The sequence below is a fragment of the Streptomyces sp. NPDC102278 genome, from assembly GCF_044766345.1.
Taxonomy (GTDB): Bacteria; Actinomycetota; Actinomycetes; order Streptomycetales; family Streptomycetaceae; genus Streptomyces.
Genome location: NZ_JBIWLV010000001.1, coordinates 598160 through 611333, shown reverse-complemented (window position 1 = coordinate 611333; position 13174 = coordinate 598160). Strand labels below are relative to the sequence as shown.

Here is a 13174-nt window from a genome sequence, read left to right as displayed (position 1 = left end):
GTACCCTCTCGGAGCGGGTCAAGGGGAATCCCCGATTCCCGGCGAACAGTTGCGCCCGGGCGACGGCCAGTATGGTGGACGGGCCGCCGAGCTGCCCGCGCACGGTATGACGGGCGGCGGAGCCAACCGGGAGAACCTGCCTTGAGCCGTGAAACCGACAGTCCGTCCCCCGGCCCCCAAGGGCACGGTGGAGCCGCCTACCCCTCGGGTACGCCGCCGTATGGAACCGGCCAGTATCCGTCCACGGACGCTGCGGCGACCACCCCGGAGGAGAACTCTGTGACTTCGAAACCGTCCACGCCCGACTCCGACGGGCCGAAGACCGAGACCACCCTGACGACCCGGATCCGGATCAACATCCCGGGTTCGCGTCCGATCCCGCCCGTCGTCGTACGCAAGCCCGTGAAGGACGCCGAGGGCGTCGACGAGCAGCCCGCGCCGGGCGCCGGCGAGTCCGCCCCGCCGCCCGCCCCGGCGCCCCTGCCCGTGCGCCCCCCGCAGTCGGCCCCACCCTCCGCGGGGGGTCCCGAGGAGCCGGCCAGCAACTGGTTCGCGCCGCGCAAGTCCACCCCGCCGCCCCCGCCCGGCAACGGCGGCGCCCCCGCCGGGCCGCCGAGCGCCGGCCACGGCTCCGCGCCGGCCGGCCCCGTCCCGCCCGCGGCGGGCGGCGGCTTCGCCCCACCGCCCCCGGGCCCGCGCGTGAACACTCCCGCGCCCGGTCAGGGCGGCGGCTTCCCGCCCGGCGCCGGCGGGGGAGCCCCCCAGGGCTACCAGGAGTACGACAACGGCCCCGTCACCGAGGCCTTCCCCGCCTACACCGACCCCATGGGTCCCGCCGGCCCCACCGGCGGCCCCGCCATGGGCTCCGCCCCCGTACGAGGTGACGGCGCTCCGCGCTGGCCCGGACCGGAGGCCCCGCCGGCCGGCGGTCCGATGCCGGGCGCCCCGATGCCGGGCGCCCCGATGCCGGGCGGTCCGCGCCCCGGCGCGCCGATGCCCGGAGCGCCGATGTCCGGCGGACCGCGCCCCGGAGCGCCGATGCCCGGAGCGCCGATGCCCGGCGGTCCGGTCGGTGGTCCGATGTCGGGCGCGCCGATGCCGGGCTCCCCGATGCCCGGCGGGCCCCGCCCCGGCGGGCCGGGCGGCGCCCCCGGTCCCGGGCCGGTCGTCCCGACCCCCGCGGCGCAACCGCCGAACCAGACCCGCCCGGCCCCCAAGGCCCCGGCGGCGCCCGCGAAGAAGCCCCGCTCGAAGCTGATGATCATCGGCGGCGGCATCATCGCCCTCGTCGGCGTGGCCTACGGCGCGGGTCTGCTGCTGAACCACTCCGACGTCCCCAAGGGCACCACCGTCCTCGGCGTGGACATCGGCGGCACCCGCGACGACGCCGTCAACAAGGTCGAGACGGCCTTCGGCAGCCGCGCGAGCGCCCCGCTGCGGCTCACCGTCGGTGGCAAGCAGGTCGAGCTGAAGCCCGACAAGGCCGGTCTGACCCTCGACAGCCAGACGACCGTCCGCAACGCGTCGGGCAGCGACTACAACCCCATCACGGTCATCGGCTCCCTCCTCGGCAACGAGCGCAGGGCCGACGCCGTCATGCCGGTGGACGAGGAGAAGCTGCGGGTCGCCCTCGAAGAGCTGGCCGGCACCGCCGACTCGGCCACCGAGGGCGGCATCACCTTCGACACGGGCAAGGCCGTCGCCGTTCCCGGCAAGGCCGGCACCACCCTCGACGTGGACAGCTCCGTGGAACAGGTCACCAAGGCCTTCCGCGAGCTGGTGGCCACCGGCGAGGCCACGCCCGTCGAACTGCCCTCCGTCACCAAGGAGCCGGTCATCGGCAAGGCCGAACTGGACCGCGCGATGAAGGAGTTCGCCGAACCGGCGATGTCCGGCATCGTCACCGTCAAGGCGGGCACCAAGTCCATCGCCTTCGGCCAGCGTTCGCTGCCCAAGATCCTCAGCATGCAGGCCGTGGACGGCCGCCTCGTGGAGAAGTACGACCTGGAAGCCCTGCAGGCGGCGTACACGACCACGTTCGACGGTGTCCTGATCACCCGGGGCACCGGCGCGAAGACCGCCGTCACCCCGAAGGACGTCGCGGGCGCCCTCACCAAGGGCCTGCGCGGCAAGACCCCCGCCGAGCGGACCGTGGTCATCGACACCAACCCGAGCTGACCCGCCGGGGAACGCTCGGCCCACCGAGGAACAGCGCAGGTCGCAGCCCCCGCCGCACACCGGGCGGGGGCTGCGTCATGCCCGCGACATGACAACCGTCATGCCGGGGTCACGACCGGCGACACTGCCGAGCCGCCCCCCTGGGATCGACCCCATGACCTCACGGCCCACCAGGCTCCTCCTCGCCGAGGACCAGTCCATGGTCCGGGAGGCGCCGGCCGCGCAGCCGGCGGACGCGGTACGCGGGGTCCTGGCGGGGGAGCGCGTCATCGACCCCACCCTGGCGGCGGCCCTCACGGAGGGCGCGAACCCGCTGACCGACCGGGAACGGGAGGTCCTGAGGGCGGCCGAATCCGGTGGCCGGCTGTAGCGGGCGTCGGCCGTCCTCAGTTCAGGAGGGCCCGCGCCGACACGGCCTCCGCGCGGATCCGGGCCGCCGCCCCCGCGTCGATCGCGTCCACCACCTCCGCGTACGACTCCAGCTCCACCGCCCCCGTCACGAACTCGCCCCGCTCCACCAGCAACCGCCCCCGCTCATATCGCAGGGACGCTGGATGGGAGGGCAGCAGCAGCGACAGGTCCAGCGCCCACAGGGCGACCGCCGAGTGCTCCGGTCGCGTCGAGGCCCACGCCCGGATGTTGTTCAGGATCCGCAGCACGACGTCCAACGTCCGCGCCGGCGTCCTGGGCTCCGCGGCCGACTCCGCGGGACCGGCCCCGAGCGAGGCACCCCCCGCGAAGGGGTCCACGACGACACCCTCCTCCGGGTCGCCGAAACCCACCACGAAGTGCCCCGGCAGGCCCAGCCCGTACACCGGCGCGCCCGCCCGCCGCGCCACCTCCAGCCAGACCACCGACAGGAGGATCGGCAGGCCCCGGCGCCGCCGCAGCACCTGGTGCAGCAGGGAGGACGACAGTCGTTCGTAGTCCGCAGGGGTGCCGTGGAAGCCGATCCGGCCGCCCAGCAGCTCCGTCACGGCCGAGGCCCAGGCCCGCCCGCCGCGCAAGCCGTACGGCAGCATGCCCGCCAGCCTGTCGAGCTCGATCTGTGCCCAGTCGATGCCCCGCTCGTCGAGGTCGGGGTCGGCCTCCGCGGCGAGCAGCAGGCACAGCAGGGCCAGGTCCGGCCGCTCCGAGCGGGCCTCCTCCGCGAACCGGGCGCGGGAAGCCGAACTCATGCCGCCGCCCGGTAGTGGTGGTACGTGTGGTGCGTCGCGAAGCCCAGTCCGTCGTACAGCGCCCGCGCGCCGGGGTTCTCCGCCTCCACCTGGAGCCAGGCCGCCGACGCGCCCTCCTCCAACGCACGCCGGGACAGCGCCGCCATCACCGCCGTGGCCAGGCCCCGCCGCCGGTGCTCCGGATCGACGTCCACCGCGCCGAAACCGGCCCAGCGCCCGTCCACCACCATCCGCCCGATCGCCCGTCCGCCGCCCAGCGTGGCGAACCACACCGAGGGGCCCTCGACCAGCATCCGCCGCGCGAGATCGGGATCGCGGACCTTCCCGTAGCGGGACAGCCACCGCTCGTCGGGTGAGCGGAGCAGGCGTACGTCCGAGACGTCGGCGTCCACGTCCGCGATCGGCGCGAGCGCCCCGATCCGCACCTGCGCCGAGACCTCGTTGACCCACCCCAGCCGCTCCAGCTCGGCGCACAGCAGCTCCTGGGTGCCCGCGGCGCCCGTCGCGGCCTGCACGTACGCCGGAAGTCCGCGGTCCGCGTACCAGGACGTCACTCGCGCGAGTGCTTCCGGGACGGGTATCCCGGGGTCGCCCAGCGGCAGCGCCGAGTTGGCCCGCCGGGTGAAGCCCTCGGCCGCCCGCAGCGTCCACTCGCCCAGCGGCTCGCTCTCCAGCGGCTGCCAGGCCCGCGCCGTCACCCGCGCGAGCTCCTCGAAGGAGGCCGCCGGCCCCCTCCTGCGGGCCGGCGCGGCGGGCACCGTCTTGCCCGCCACCAGCGAGGATTCCGCGATGCGGACGGACGTGCCGTCCTTGCGTGTGATCGTGAGCACACCGTCGTTCCAGGATGTGAGAACACCGACCGTGTCCGTGAACGACGGGGAGTCGCTCCGCTCGGCCTCCACCCGTCGTACAGAGACTCGTTTACCCACGTCAGCAGCGGTGATACGGATCTCCAGCAGCCCACCGGCAGTGATTTCCACAGCTCTGTCCGCCCCTCCTGTTCGGATCGTGCCCGGGAACGGAGATACTAGGTGCGGGCATCGACGACGCCGCGCTCCCGCGCGATATGGAAAGCCCTACCGAGGAGGAACGAGAGCGTGACCTACGTCATCGCGGAGCCTTGTGTCGACGTCAAGGACAAGGCATGCATCGAAGAGTGCCCCGTCGACTGCATCTACGAGGGCCAGCGGTCCTTGTACATCCACCCGGACGAGTGCGTCGACTGTGGCGCCTGTGAGCCGGTCTGCCCGGTCGAGGCCATCTTCTACGAGGACGACACTCCGGAGGAGTGGAAGGACTACTACAAGGCGAACGTGGAGTTCTTCGACGAGCTCGGTTCGCCCGGTGGTGCCTCGAAGCTGGGCCTGATCGAGCGCGATCACCCCTTCGTCGCCGCCCTTCCCGCGGACATCAACGCGTCGCACTGACGACGCCGGTCCAGGCAAGGCGCGCACGTCCTCGGTCCCGTTCGGCTGCCCGCCGCGACGGGACCGAGTCGTTCCGGCCGCACGCGCGTGCGCCCCGCACGCGGCGCCCGTACCAGTAGAAAGCAGAGACCACCGTGGCCGCAGTATCCGACCGTCTTCCCGCCTTCCCCTGGGACAAGCTGGAGCCGTACAAGGCGACGGCGGTCGCCCACGAGGACGGGATCGTCGACCTGTCGGTCGGCACGCCCGTCGACCCGGTCCCCGAGGTCATCCGCCGCGCCCTGATCGAGGCCGCCGACTCCCCGGGCTACCCGACGGTGTGGGGCACGGTCGCGCTGCGCGACGCGATCACCGGTTGGCTGCGCGGACGCCTCGGCGCGAGCGCCGCCGGACACCGCAACGTGCTCCCGGTGGTCGGCTCCAAGGAACTGGTGGCCTGGCTGCCGACCCAGCTGGGCCTCGGCGCCGGCGACAAGGTGGCCTACCCGCGCCTGGCCTACCCGACGTACGAGGTCGGCGCGCGCCTGTGCGGAGCCGAGGCCGTGGTGTACGACGACCCGACCGAGCTGGACCCGACCGGCGTGAAGCTGCTGTGGCTCAACTCCCCGTCCAACCCCACGGGCAAGGTCATCCCCAAGGAAGACCTGATCCGCGTCGTGGCCTGGGCGCGCGAGCACGGCGTGCTGCTGTTCAGCGACGAGTGCTACCTGGAACTGGGCTGGGACACCGAGCCCGTCTCGGTCCTCCACGACGACGTGTGCGGCGGCTCCTACGAGGGCATCGTGGCCGTCCACTCCCTCTCCAAGCGGTCCAACCTCGCCGGCTACCGGGCCGCCTTCATCGCCGGTGACGCCCAGGTGCTCGGCGAGCTGCTGGAGATCCGCAAGCACGGCGGCATGATGACCGCGGCCCCCGTACAGAACGCCGTGGTCGCGGCCCTCGGCGACGACGCCCACGTCGCCGAGCAGCGCGCCCGGTACGCGGCCCGCCGCGACGCGCTGCGCACCGCCCTGGAGGCGCACGGCTTCCGCATCGAGCACAGCGAGGCCGGCCTGTACCTGTGGGCGACCCGCGACGAGCCCTGCTGGCGGACCGTGGCCCACCTCGCCGAACTGGGCATCCTGGTCGCCCCGGGCGACTTCTACGGGGAGGCCGGCGCGAACTTCGTCCGCGTCGCCGTCACCGCCACCGACGAGCGGGTCGAGGCCGCGGTCAAGCGCCTGGGCTGAGCCGGGAGCGGGCCCGCGAGGCGCCGCGCACAGCCCGAGGGGCCGGGAGTTCGTGCTCCCGGCCCCTCGGTGTTCCTCGTCCGCGCGGTGGTCAGCCGCCCAGGCCACCCGCCAGGGGCAGGCCGCCCAGCGGGAGGGTCTGCGCCGAGGGCAACCCACCGGGCAGCCCCGAGGTGGGCAGCGCGTCGGTCGGCAGCGCGTCGGTCGGCAGGGCGTCCGTCGGCAACCCGGAGGTCGGCAGCCCCGAGGTCGGCAGGCCGGCCAGCAGCGGGCCGGCCGCACCGGTCAGTTCCGCCGGGGCGGCCTTCGTCACGGCGTCCGTGGTCGTCGCGGCGGTGTCGCCCGCGCCGGCGGCGGCGTCCGGCGCGGCGAGCGTGCCCAGTTGCGGCACGGACTCCAGGCCCGCGGCACTGGCCGCGCCGGCCGCACCGACCACGGGAGCTGCGCCCGCTGCGAGGAGCAGCGCGGCACGGGCGATCCGACGGGTCAGGGGGAGGGACATGTTGCTCCTAAGCGGTAGCGGCTGAGTACGCCGTGTACAACCGCTCGTGGGGCGGGCGAAGTTGCGCACCCGGTGGGTAAAGGATCGGCAACGCATCGTTTAATCGGCTTCCGCGAAAAGCGCACCGGACGCGCCCCCACCAGGCGTTCCACCGGACCGGGTACCCGGGTGTCCCCCGAACCGGTCACCCCCGTCCGGGTGACGCCCCGCACGTCTGACCGAGCCCCGCTTGCGCCGGCTTCGACCGGCCGGGGCGTGACGTTCGAAGGATCGGTTCAGCGGGCCAGGAAGATCCGCACCTCGTCGGACCCCGGCGGGCGCGGATCCCCGGCGCCACCCCCGGCTCCCGCCCCGCCCTTCGCCCGCCACCGGCCGTCCGACTCGCCCGCGACCCAGCTCCCGGGGGCGTACGACACCCGGGCGATGCCCATGTCGCCCGCGTGGGCCACCGCCCACTGCGCCACCAGCCGGTTGCGCCGCCGCTCGGCCTCGTCGGCGCCGCGCGTCGGCGCTACCCGGACCTCGCTCCCGCCGACCGCTCCGGACTCCCCGGCGGTCGCCGGCCCGGCGGGGGCGTCGAGCCGCATCTGCTTGCCGAAGATCCGTGCCAACTCGGTCCGCACCCGCTGCGGATCGCCCGGCGCGGTGGGAGCGGGACCGCCGCAGTCCACCGAGCCCTCGCCGCCGAACGCCGCGGTCAGCACGACCGCGTCCGGCTCGTGCTTCGCGTACGCCTGCGGGAATCCGCTCAGCTGCACCTTCTGCGCGGCCACGGTCAGGGGGAGCCGCGAGTACCCCTTCACCTCGGCGAGCCGGTCGTAGAAGATGCCCGCCGAGTACACCGGGTCCATGATCTGTTCCGCGGTGCCCCAGCCCTGCGAGGGCCGCTGCTGGAACAGCCCCAGCGAGTCCCGGTCGCCGTGGTCCAGGTTGCGCAGCGCCGACTCCTGCATCGCGGTCGCCAGCGCGATCGTCACCGCCCGCTCCGGAAGCCCCTTCGAGACGCCGACGGCGGCTATCGTCGCCGCGTTCGCCGCCTGCTCGGGGGACAACTCGTAGGACTGGCCCGCGTCGTCCTCGACACCCGGCCCCGAGGTCCGGGCCGTGCAGTACGGGGGACCGTCACCGCCGGTCGACTCGTACTGGACGACGAGGTAGCCGCCGAGCGCGAGCAGTACGAGCAGACCGGCGACCTTGGGAAACGGCCGACGGCGACGCGGGCGGGGATGATCGGTGCGGGACACGCGGCCCACCGTACTTGAGGCCGGTGACGAGCCCCCCTGACGAGTCCCCCGACTTCCGGACCGGCCCTCGGGGCGCGCTCGCGGGCGCGCTCGCGGACGCGCTGCGGGACCGGCTGCGGGACCGGCTGCGGGACGCGTCCACCCGACGGACGGACCGGGCCCCCCGGCGACCCGGGCGTTAGGGTCGGGTCCATGTCCGAATCCGAGCTGGACCTCACCCTGGACGCTGCCGAGCTGACCGCCCGACTCGTCGACATCCCTTCCGTGAGCGGCGACGAGAAGGTACTCGCCGACCTCGTGGAACACGCGCTGCGCGGCCTCCCGCACCTCACCGTCGACCGCTTCGGCAACAACGTCGTCGCCCGCACGCGCCTCGGCCGCCCCGAGCGCGTCGTCCTCGCCGGGCACCTCGACACCGTGCCGATCGCCGACAACGTCCCCTCCCGACTGGACGAGAACGGCGTCCTGTGGGGCTGCGGCACCACGGACATGAAGTCCGGGGTCGCCGTGCAACTGCGCATCGCGGCCACCGTGCCCGAGCCCAACCGCGACCTCACCTTCGTCTTCTACGACCAGGAGGAGGTCGCCGCCGACCTCAACGGCCTCGGCAAGGTCTCCGAGGCCCACCCCGACTGGCTGACCGGCGACTTCGCGGTCCTGCTCGAACCGTCCAACGCCGAGGTCGAGGGCGGCTGCCAGGGCACCCTGCGCGTCCTGCTCCGCACGACCGGCGAACGCGCCCACTCCGCCCGCAGCTGGATGGGCTCCAACGCCATCCACGACGCGAGCCCGATCCTCGTCACGCTGGCCGCGTACGAACCGCGCAAGCCGGTCATCGACGGCCTGGAGTACCACGAGGGCCTCAACGCGGTCCGCATCGACGGCGGCGTCGCCAACAACGTCATCCCCGACGCGTGCACGGTGACGGTCAACTACCGCTACGCCCCGGACCGCAGCGAGGCCGAGGCACTGGCCCACGTCAAGGAGGTCTTCGCGGACTGCGACATCGCCGAGTTCGTGGTCGACGACTCCTCGCCCGGCGCGCTGCCCGGCCTCTCCCACCCGGCCGCCGCGGCCTTCATGGAGGCGGTCGGAGGCCACGCCATGCCGAAGTTCGGCTGGACGGACGTCTCCCGCTTCAGCGCCCTCGGCGTCCCCGCGGTCAACTACGGGCCGGGCGACGCGCTGCTGGCCCACAAGGTCGACGAGCGGGTGGCGACGAAGGCGATCCTGCACTGCGAGGAACGACTCCGCGCCTGGCTGACCTCCTGAATTCCGCTTCTCGTCACCTTTGTGCGCCTAACCTGATCCAACGATCAGCAGGAGGGAGCACATCATGGGCAACCCCGGCAATCTCGGCGGGAACGCTCGTCGTCGGCCCGAGGAGCAGCAGCTCGGTCCGGTGCTGCGCAGGCGGAGCCAGGTCCAGGCGGGCAGTACGACGGACCAGCGGCTGCTGGACTCGGCCGGACCCTCCGAATGGGTGCACACCGATCCCTGGCGGGTCCTGCGCATCCAGTCGGAGTTCATCGAGGGCTTCGGCACGCTGGCGGAGTTGCCGCCGGCGATCAGCGTGTTCGGATCGGCCCGTACTCCGGTGGACTCGCCGGAGTACGAGGCGGGCGTACGGATCGGGCACGCGCTCGTCGACGCCGGTTTCGCCGTCATCACGGGCGGCGGCCCGGGCGCCATGGAGGCGGCCAACAAGGGCGCGCGCGAGGCCAACGGCATCTCGGTCGGCCTGGGCATCGAGCTGCCCTTCGAACAGGGCCTGAACCAGCACGTCGACCTGGGTCTGAACTTCCGTTACTTCTTCGTCCGCAAGACGATGTTCGTGAAGTACAGCCAGGGCTTCGTGGTCCTGCCGGGCGGACTCGGCACGCTGGACGAGATGTTCGAGGCGCTGACCCTGGTCCAGACGCAGAAGATCACCCGCTTCCCGATCGTGCTGTTCGGCACGGAGTACTGGAGCGGGCTGATCGACTGGCTGAAGAACACGGTGATCGCGCAGGGCAAGGCGTCGGAGCGCGACCTGTACCTCTTCCACGTCACCGACGACGTGGACGAGGCGATCGCGCTGGTGACCAAGGAAGTCGGCAAGTAGGTCCGACGACGCTACGCGAGTCCCCGGCGGGCGACCGCCGGGGGCCGCAGCCCCTGGATCGAGCGCACCATGTCCAGGACCTGCCGCGTCTCCGCGACCTCGTGGACCCGGTAGACCTGCGCGCCCAGCCAGGCCGACACGGCCGTCGTGGCCAGGGTGCCGAGCAGGCGCTCCTTGACGGGCTTGTCGAGGGTCTCGCCGACGAAGTCCTTGTTGGACAGGGAGACCAGGACCGGCCAGCCGGTGTCGGTCATCTCCGACAGGCGCCGGGTGGCCTCCAGCGAGTGGCGGGTGTTCTTCCCGAAGTCGTGACCCGGGTCGATCATGATCGCGTCCCGCCGGACCCCCAGCGCGGCCGCCCGCTCGGCCAGGCCCACGGTGACGCGCAGGATGTCCGCCATCACGTCCTCGTACGAGGTCCGGTGCGGCCGGGTGCGCGGCTCGACCCCGCCCGCGTGGGTGCAGACGATGCCGACGTCGTACCGGGCGGCGACCTCCGCCAGCCGGGGGTCCACCCCGCCCCACGCGTCGTTCAGCAGATCGGCGCCGGCCTCGCACACGGCCTCGCCGACCTCGTGCCGCCAGGTGTCCACGCTGATCACCACGTCCGGGTGGCGCCGCCGCACCTCGGACACGAAGCCGACCGTGCGGCGGGCCTCCTCGACCGCGTCCACGTGCTCGCCCGGGCCGGCCTTGACCCCGCCGATGTCGATGATCGCGGCGCCCTCGGCGACCGCCTGCTCGACCCGGTCCAACGCGGGCTCGTCGCGGAACGTCGCGCCCTGGTCGTAGAAGGAGTCCGGAGTCCGGTTCACGATGGCCATGATCACCGGCTCGTCGGTGTCGAACTCGCGCCCGCCCAGTCGCAGCATCCCGCTCTTTCCTCCTTCGGCGACCCTCTCGCCTCGTCTGTGACCTTAACCTGGTGCCCGGAAGCCTCTCAGGGAGTTGATCGTGTTCTGGTTCTTGCTGATCGCGCTGGTCGTGGTCGTCGCCGCGGTCACCCTCGCGGTCGTCGGTGGGGGTACCGAGGCAGTCCTGCCCGAGGCGGAGCCGGACCGGGTGGCCGACGGGCTGCCCCAGGCCCGGCCGGTCGGCCGGGCGGACATCGACGCCCTCCGCCTGCCCGTCGCCCCGCGCGGCTACCGGATGGCCGAGGTCGACGACGTACTGGACCGGCTGGCGGCCGAGCTCGCCGAGCGCGACGCGCGGATCGCCGAACTCACGGCGCGGCCGGCGGCCGCGCCCGAGGACGCCCCGCCCCCGGCCGCGGCGGGCCGGGTGGACCTCGACAAGGACGGCCGATGACCGGCTCCGCGGTCGTCGGCCCCGACGGCGGCCCCCGCTGTCCGTGGGCCGTGTCCACGGAGGACTACCTCGCCTACCACGACACGGAATGGGGCCGTCCGGTCCACGGGGACGACGCGCTGTACGAGCGGCTCTGCCTGGAGGCGTTCCAGTCCGGACTGTCCTGGATCACGATCCTGCGGCGGCGGGAAGGCTTCCGGAAGGCGTTCGCGAACTTCGAGATCGCGGCGGTGGCCCGCTTCGACGAGAGCGACGCGGCGCGGTTGCTGCTCGACGAGGGCATCATCCGCAACCGGCTGAAGATCGAGGCCACGCTGGCGAACGCGCGGGTCCTGGCGGGCTGGAAGGAGGGGCGGCTGGACGAGCTGATCTGGTCCCACGCCCCGAAGAAGCCGGGCAGGGCGCCGAAGACCGTCGCCGACGTCCCGGCGATCACCGACGAGTCCACGGCCCTGGCCAAGGACCTCAGGAAGGCCGGCATCCGCTTCGTCGGCCCGACCACCGCCTACGCCCTGATGCAGGCCTGCGGTCTGGTCAACGACCACCTCGCCCGCTGCGTCTCCCGCGACGGATCCTGACCGGCGCGCCGGCCGCCGACGCGCCGGCGGTCGGGGGCGCGGTGCGCGCCCGACCGGCCGACCGCCGGTCGGCCGATCAGCGGCCCAGGTACTTCGGGCTCTCCTTCGCCAGGAACGCCCGCACCGCGATCCCGTGGTCCTCGGACGCCCCGGCGCGGGTCTGCAGCTCGTCCTCGCGCACGAGGGCCTCCGGGAGGCCGTGAGAGGCCCCGTACGCCAGGGACTCCTTGAGGGCCGCGTAGGCGACCGTGGGGCCCGCCGCGAGGGTGCGGGCCACCGACTCGGCCTCGGCGGCCAGCGACTCGGACGGCACCAGACGGTTCGCGATGCCCAGCTCGAAGGCCTCCCGCGCCTTCACCGACCGCGGGAAGAGCAGCAGGTCACCGGCGCGCGAGGCACCGATCAGACGCGGCAGGGTCCAGGAGACCCCCGAGTCGGCGGTCAGCGCGACCCCCGCGAACGAGGTGTTGAACGACGCGGTGTCGGCCACCACCCGGAAGTCGGCCGCCAGCGCGAACCCGAAGCCGGCCCCGGCCGCGACGCCGTTGACGCCCGCGACCACCGGCTTCGGCATCTGCGTCAGCGCCCGCACGATGGGGTTGTAGTGCTCCGCGACCGTGCTCATCGTCAGCGACGAGCCGCTCTCGCGGTCGGCGGCCAGGTTCCCGATGTGCTCCTTGAGGTCCTGACCGACGCAGAAGGCCCGGTCGCCGGCCGCGGTCAGCAGGACCGCCCGCACCGCCGTGTCCGCGCCGGCCTCCTCGACCGCGTCGCGCAGGGCGACCTTGGTCTCGGTGTTCATGGCGTTCATCGCGTCGGGCCGGTTGATCGTGATGGTCGCGAGTCCGTCGGTCACTTCGTAGAGCACGCTGTCGGCCATGGCGGGGGTCCCCCTTCGTCGCGGGCTTGGCTACCGGCCGGTATCGGCGGGTGCAAGGGCCAGCATGGCGGACCCGAACGCGGCCGGGCATGTGATGTGCGTCAATAAAGCCGACGGCAGTCGCCAAGGCAGCGGCGAAGTATCGCAGGCGGGTCCCCGAAATGAGTGGTTTTGGTCAAGCGCGTTGCAGAAGCGTTCCCGACCGATGTTGGTCATCGGGTCCTGACATGCGGGATAATGGCCGGGAAGCAATGTGTTCGATGCCGGGTATTAGGCGCCTGAATGGGGCCGTCGGCTGACGATGAGCTGGTTTCAGGAAGGGGAACGAGCATGGCGGCCATGAAGCCGCGGACGGGCGACGGCCCGCTCGAGGTCACCAAGGAGGGGCGGGGCATCGTCATGCGCGTACCGCTCGAGGGCGGCGGTCGGCTCGTCGTCGAGCTGACTCCCGACGAAGCGGACGCCCTGGGTGACGCCCTGAAGAAGGTCGTCGGCTAACCGGTCGGCAGTACTTTCACCATGCATTCTCTGCACTGCCCCGGTCGC

At 73.1% G+C, this 13174-nt stretch carries 15 protein-coding genes and 1 pseudogene; 10 read left to right on the top strand and 6 right to left on the bottom strand.

Features of this window, described 5'->3' with window-relative positions:
• Positions 1 to 279 precede the first annotated feature (279 nt).
• Both ACIRO3_RS02765 and ACIRO3_RS02760 read left to right on the top strand, forming a co-directional pair.
• Positions 280 to 2178 carry a hypothetical protein gene (locus tag ACIRO3_RS02765; RefSeq protein ID WP_404131736.1) on the top strand — a complete coding sequence of 633 codons (1899 nt, stop codon included), beginning with the start codon at positions 280 to 282 and terminating at the stop codon, positions 2176 to 2178.
• A gap of 202 nt (positions 2179 to 2380) precedes the next feature.
• A pseudogene (locus ACIRO3_RS02760) lies at positions 2381 to 2536 on the top strand (DNA-binding response regulator); the annotation flags it as partial.
• Between the two features lie 28 nt (positions 2537 to 2564).
• On the opposite strand, the gene ACIRO3_RS02755 reads toward ACIRO3_RS02760, so the two are convergent.
• Complete coding sequence (locus tag ACIRO3_RS02755; protein ID WP_361772080.1) at positions 2565 to 3356, bottom strand: transglutaminase-like domain-containing protein; 792 nt, start codon at positions 3354 to 3356, stop codon at positions 2565 to 2567.
• Positions 3353 to 4336 carry a GNAT family N-acetyltransferase gene (locus ACIRO3_RS02750; protein WP_404131734.1) on the bottom strand — a complete coding sequence of 328 codons (984 nt, stop codon included), beginning with the start codon at positions 4334 to 4336 and terminating at the stop codon, positions 3353 to 3355. Before ACIRO3_RS02750 ends, ACIRO3_RS02755 begins: the two co-directional genes overlap by 4 nt.
• A 117-nt stretch (positions 4337 to 4453) precedes the next feature.
• On the opposite strand from ACIRO3_RS02750, the gene fdxA reads away from it, so the two are divergent.
• On the top strand, positions 4454 to 4783 hold the full coding sequence (fdxA, locus tag ACIRO3_RS02745; protein WP_267800667.1) for a ferredoxin: 330 nt from the start codon (positions 4454 to 4456) through the stop codon (positions 4781 to 4783).
• A gap of 134 nt (positions 4784 to 4917) precedes the next feature.
• A complete protein-coding gene (gene dapC, locus ACIRO3_RS02740; RefSeq protein WP_404131732.1) occupies positions 4918 to 6012 on the top strand; it encodes a succinyldiaminopimelate transaminase in 1095 nt (364 codons plus the stop codon).
• Positions 6013 to 6103: 91 nt separating this feature from the next.
• On the opposite strand, the gene ACIRO3_RS02735 is transcribed toward dapC, so the two are convergent.
• Together ACIRO3_RS02735 and ACIRO3_RS02730 are read right to left on the bottom strand one after the other, a co-directional pair.
• Positions 6104 to 6514 (bottom strand): ATP-binding protein, encoded by a 411-nt coding sequence (locus ACIRO3_RS02735; protein WP_404131730.1) that lies wholly within the window; start codon positions 6512 to 6514, stop codon positions 6104 to 6106.
• 275 nt (positions 6515 to 6789) lie between these two features.
• A complete protein-coding gene (locus tag ACIRO3_RS02730; RefSeq protein ID WP_366147273.1) occupies positions 6790 to 7758 on the bottom strand; it encodes a hypothetical protein in 969 nt (322 codons plus the stop codon).
• A 23-nt stretch (positions 7759 to 7781) separates the two neighbouring features.
• Between ACIRO3_RS02730 and ACIRO3_RS02725 the strand changes: the two genes are divergently transcribed.
• From ACIRO3_RS02725 to ACIRO3_RS02715, 3 genes are all read left to right on the top strand, one after another.
• Positions 7782 to 7940: a hypothetical protein gene (locus ACIRO3_RS02725; protein WP_404131728.1), complete on the top strand. Its 159-nt coding sequence runs from the start codon at positions 7782 to 7784 to the stop codon at positions 7938 to 7940.
• A gap of 10 nt (positions 7941 to 7950) precedes the next feature.
• Positions 7951 to 9030: a succinyl-diaminopimelate desuccinylase gene (dapE, locus tag ACIRO3_RS02720; RefSeq protein ID WP_404131726.1), complete on the top strand. Its 1080-nt coding sequence runs from the start codon at positions 7951 to 7953 to the stop codon at positions 9028 to 9030.
• Positions 9031 to 9094: 64 nt separating this feature from the next.
• Positions 9095 to 9862, top strand: a complete 768-nt coding sequence (locus ACIRO3_RS02715) for a TIGR00730 family Rossman fold protein (protein WP_053680482.1) — start codon at positions 9095 to 9097, stop codon at positions 9860 to 9862.
• Positions 9863 to 9873: 11 nt separating this feature from the next.
• Here the strand turns inward: ACIRO3_RS02715 and folP are convergent, their stop codons facing one another.
• Complete coding sequence (folP, locus tag ACIRO3_RS02710; RefSeq protein ID WP_404131724.1) at positions 9874 to 10734, bottom strand: dihydropteroate synthase; 861 nt, start codon at positions 10732 to 10734, stop codon at positions 9874 to 9876.
• Between the two features lie 76 nt (positions 10735 to 10810).
• Between folP and ACIRO3_RS02705 the strand changes: the two genes are divergently transcribed.
• A complete protein-coding gene (locus ACIRO3_RS02705; protein WP_404131722.1) occupies positions 10811 to 11170 on the top strand; it encodes a DivIVA domain-containing protein in 360 nt (119 codons plus the stop codon).
• Entirely contained in the window at positions 11167 to 11748 is a 582-nt protein-coding gene (locus tag ACIRO3_RS02700; protein ID WP_366147271.1) for a DNA-3-methyladenine glycosylase I, read from the top strand. Before ACIRO3_RS02705 ends, ACIRO3_RS02700 begins: the two co-directional genes overlap by 4 nt.
• Before the next feature lie 76 nt (positions 11749 to 11824).
• Here ACIRO3_RS02700 and ACIRO3_RS02695 read toward each other — a convergent pair whose 3' ends face one another.
• Positions 11825 to 12628 (bottom strand): enoyl-CoA hydratase/isomerase family protein, encoded by an 804-nt coding sequence (locus tag ACIRO3_RS02695; protein ID WP_404131720.1) that lies wholly within the window; start codon positions 12626 to 12628, stop codon positions 11825 to 11827.
• Positions 12629 to 12958: 330 nt separating this feature from the next.
• Here ACIRO3_RS02695 and ACIRO3_RS02690 point away from each other — a divergent pair, with 330 nt between their 5' ends.
• Positions 12959 to 13126, top strand: coding sequence for a DUF3117 domain-containing protein (locus ACIRO3_RS02690; RefSeq protein WP_003966491.1), 168 nt, complete (start codon positions 12959 to 12961; stop codon positions 13124 to 13126).
• Positions 13127 to 13174: the final 48 nt, after the last annotated feature.

Bases quoted from the DNA above. Each gene is read 5' to 3' on its own strand.
- ACIRO3_RS02715 (WP_053680482.1), top strand. From the start codon at position 9,095: ATGGGCAACCCCGGCAATCTCGGCGGGAACGCTCGTCGTCGGCCCGAG.
- ACIRO3_RS02755 (WP_361772080.1), bottom strand. From the start codon at position 3,356: ATGAGTTCGGCTTCCCGCGCCCGGTTCGCGGAGGAGGCCCGCTCGGAG.
- ACIRO3_RS02695 (WP_404131720.1), bottom strand. From the start codon at position 12,628: ATGGCCGACAGCGTGCTCTACGAAGTGACCGACGGACTCGCGACCATC.
- ACIRO3_RS02700 (WP_366147271.1), top strand. From the start codon at position 11,167: ATGACCGGCTCCGCGGTCGTCGGCCCCGACGGCGGCCCCCGCTGTCCG.
- ACIRO3_RS02690 (WP_003966491.1), top strand. From the start codon at position 12,959: ATGGCGGCCATGAAGCCGCGGACGGGCGACGGCCCGCTCGAGGTCACC.
- folP (WP_404131724.1), bottom strand. From the start codon at position 10,734: ATGCTGCGACTGGGCGGGCGCGAGTTCGACACCGACGAGCCGGTGATC.
- ACIRO3_RS02735 (WP_404131730.1), bottom strand. From the start codon at position 6,514: ATGTCCCTCCCCCTGACCCGTCGGATCGCCCGTGCCGCGCTGCTCCTC.
- dapE (WP_404131726.1), top strand. From the start codon at position 7,951: ATGTCCGAATCCGAGCTGGACCTCACCCTGGACGCTGCCGAGCTGACC.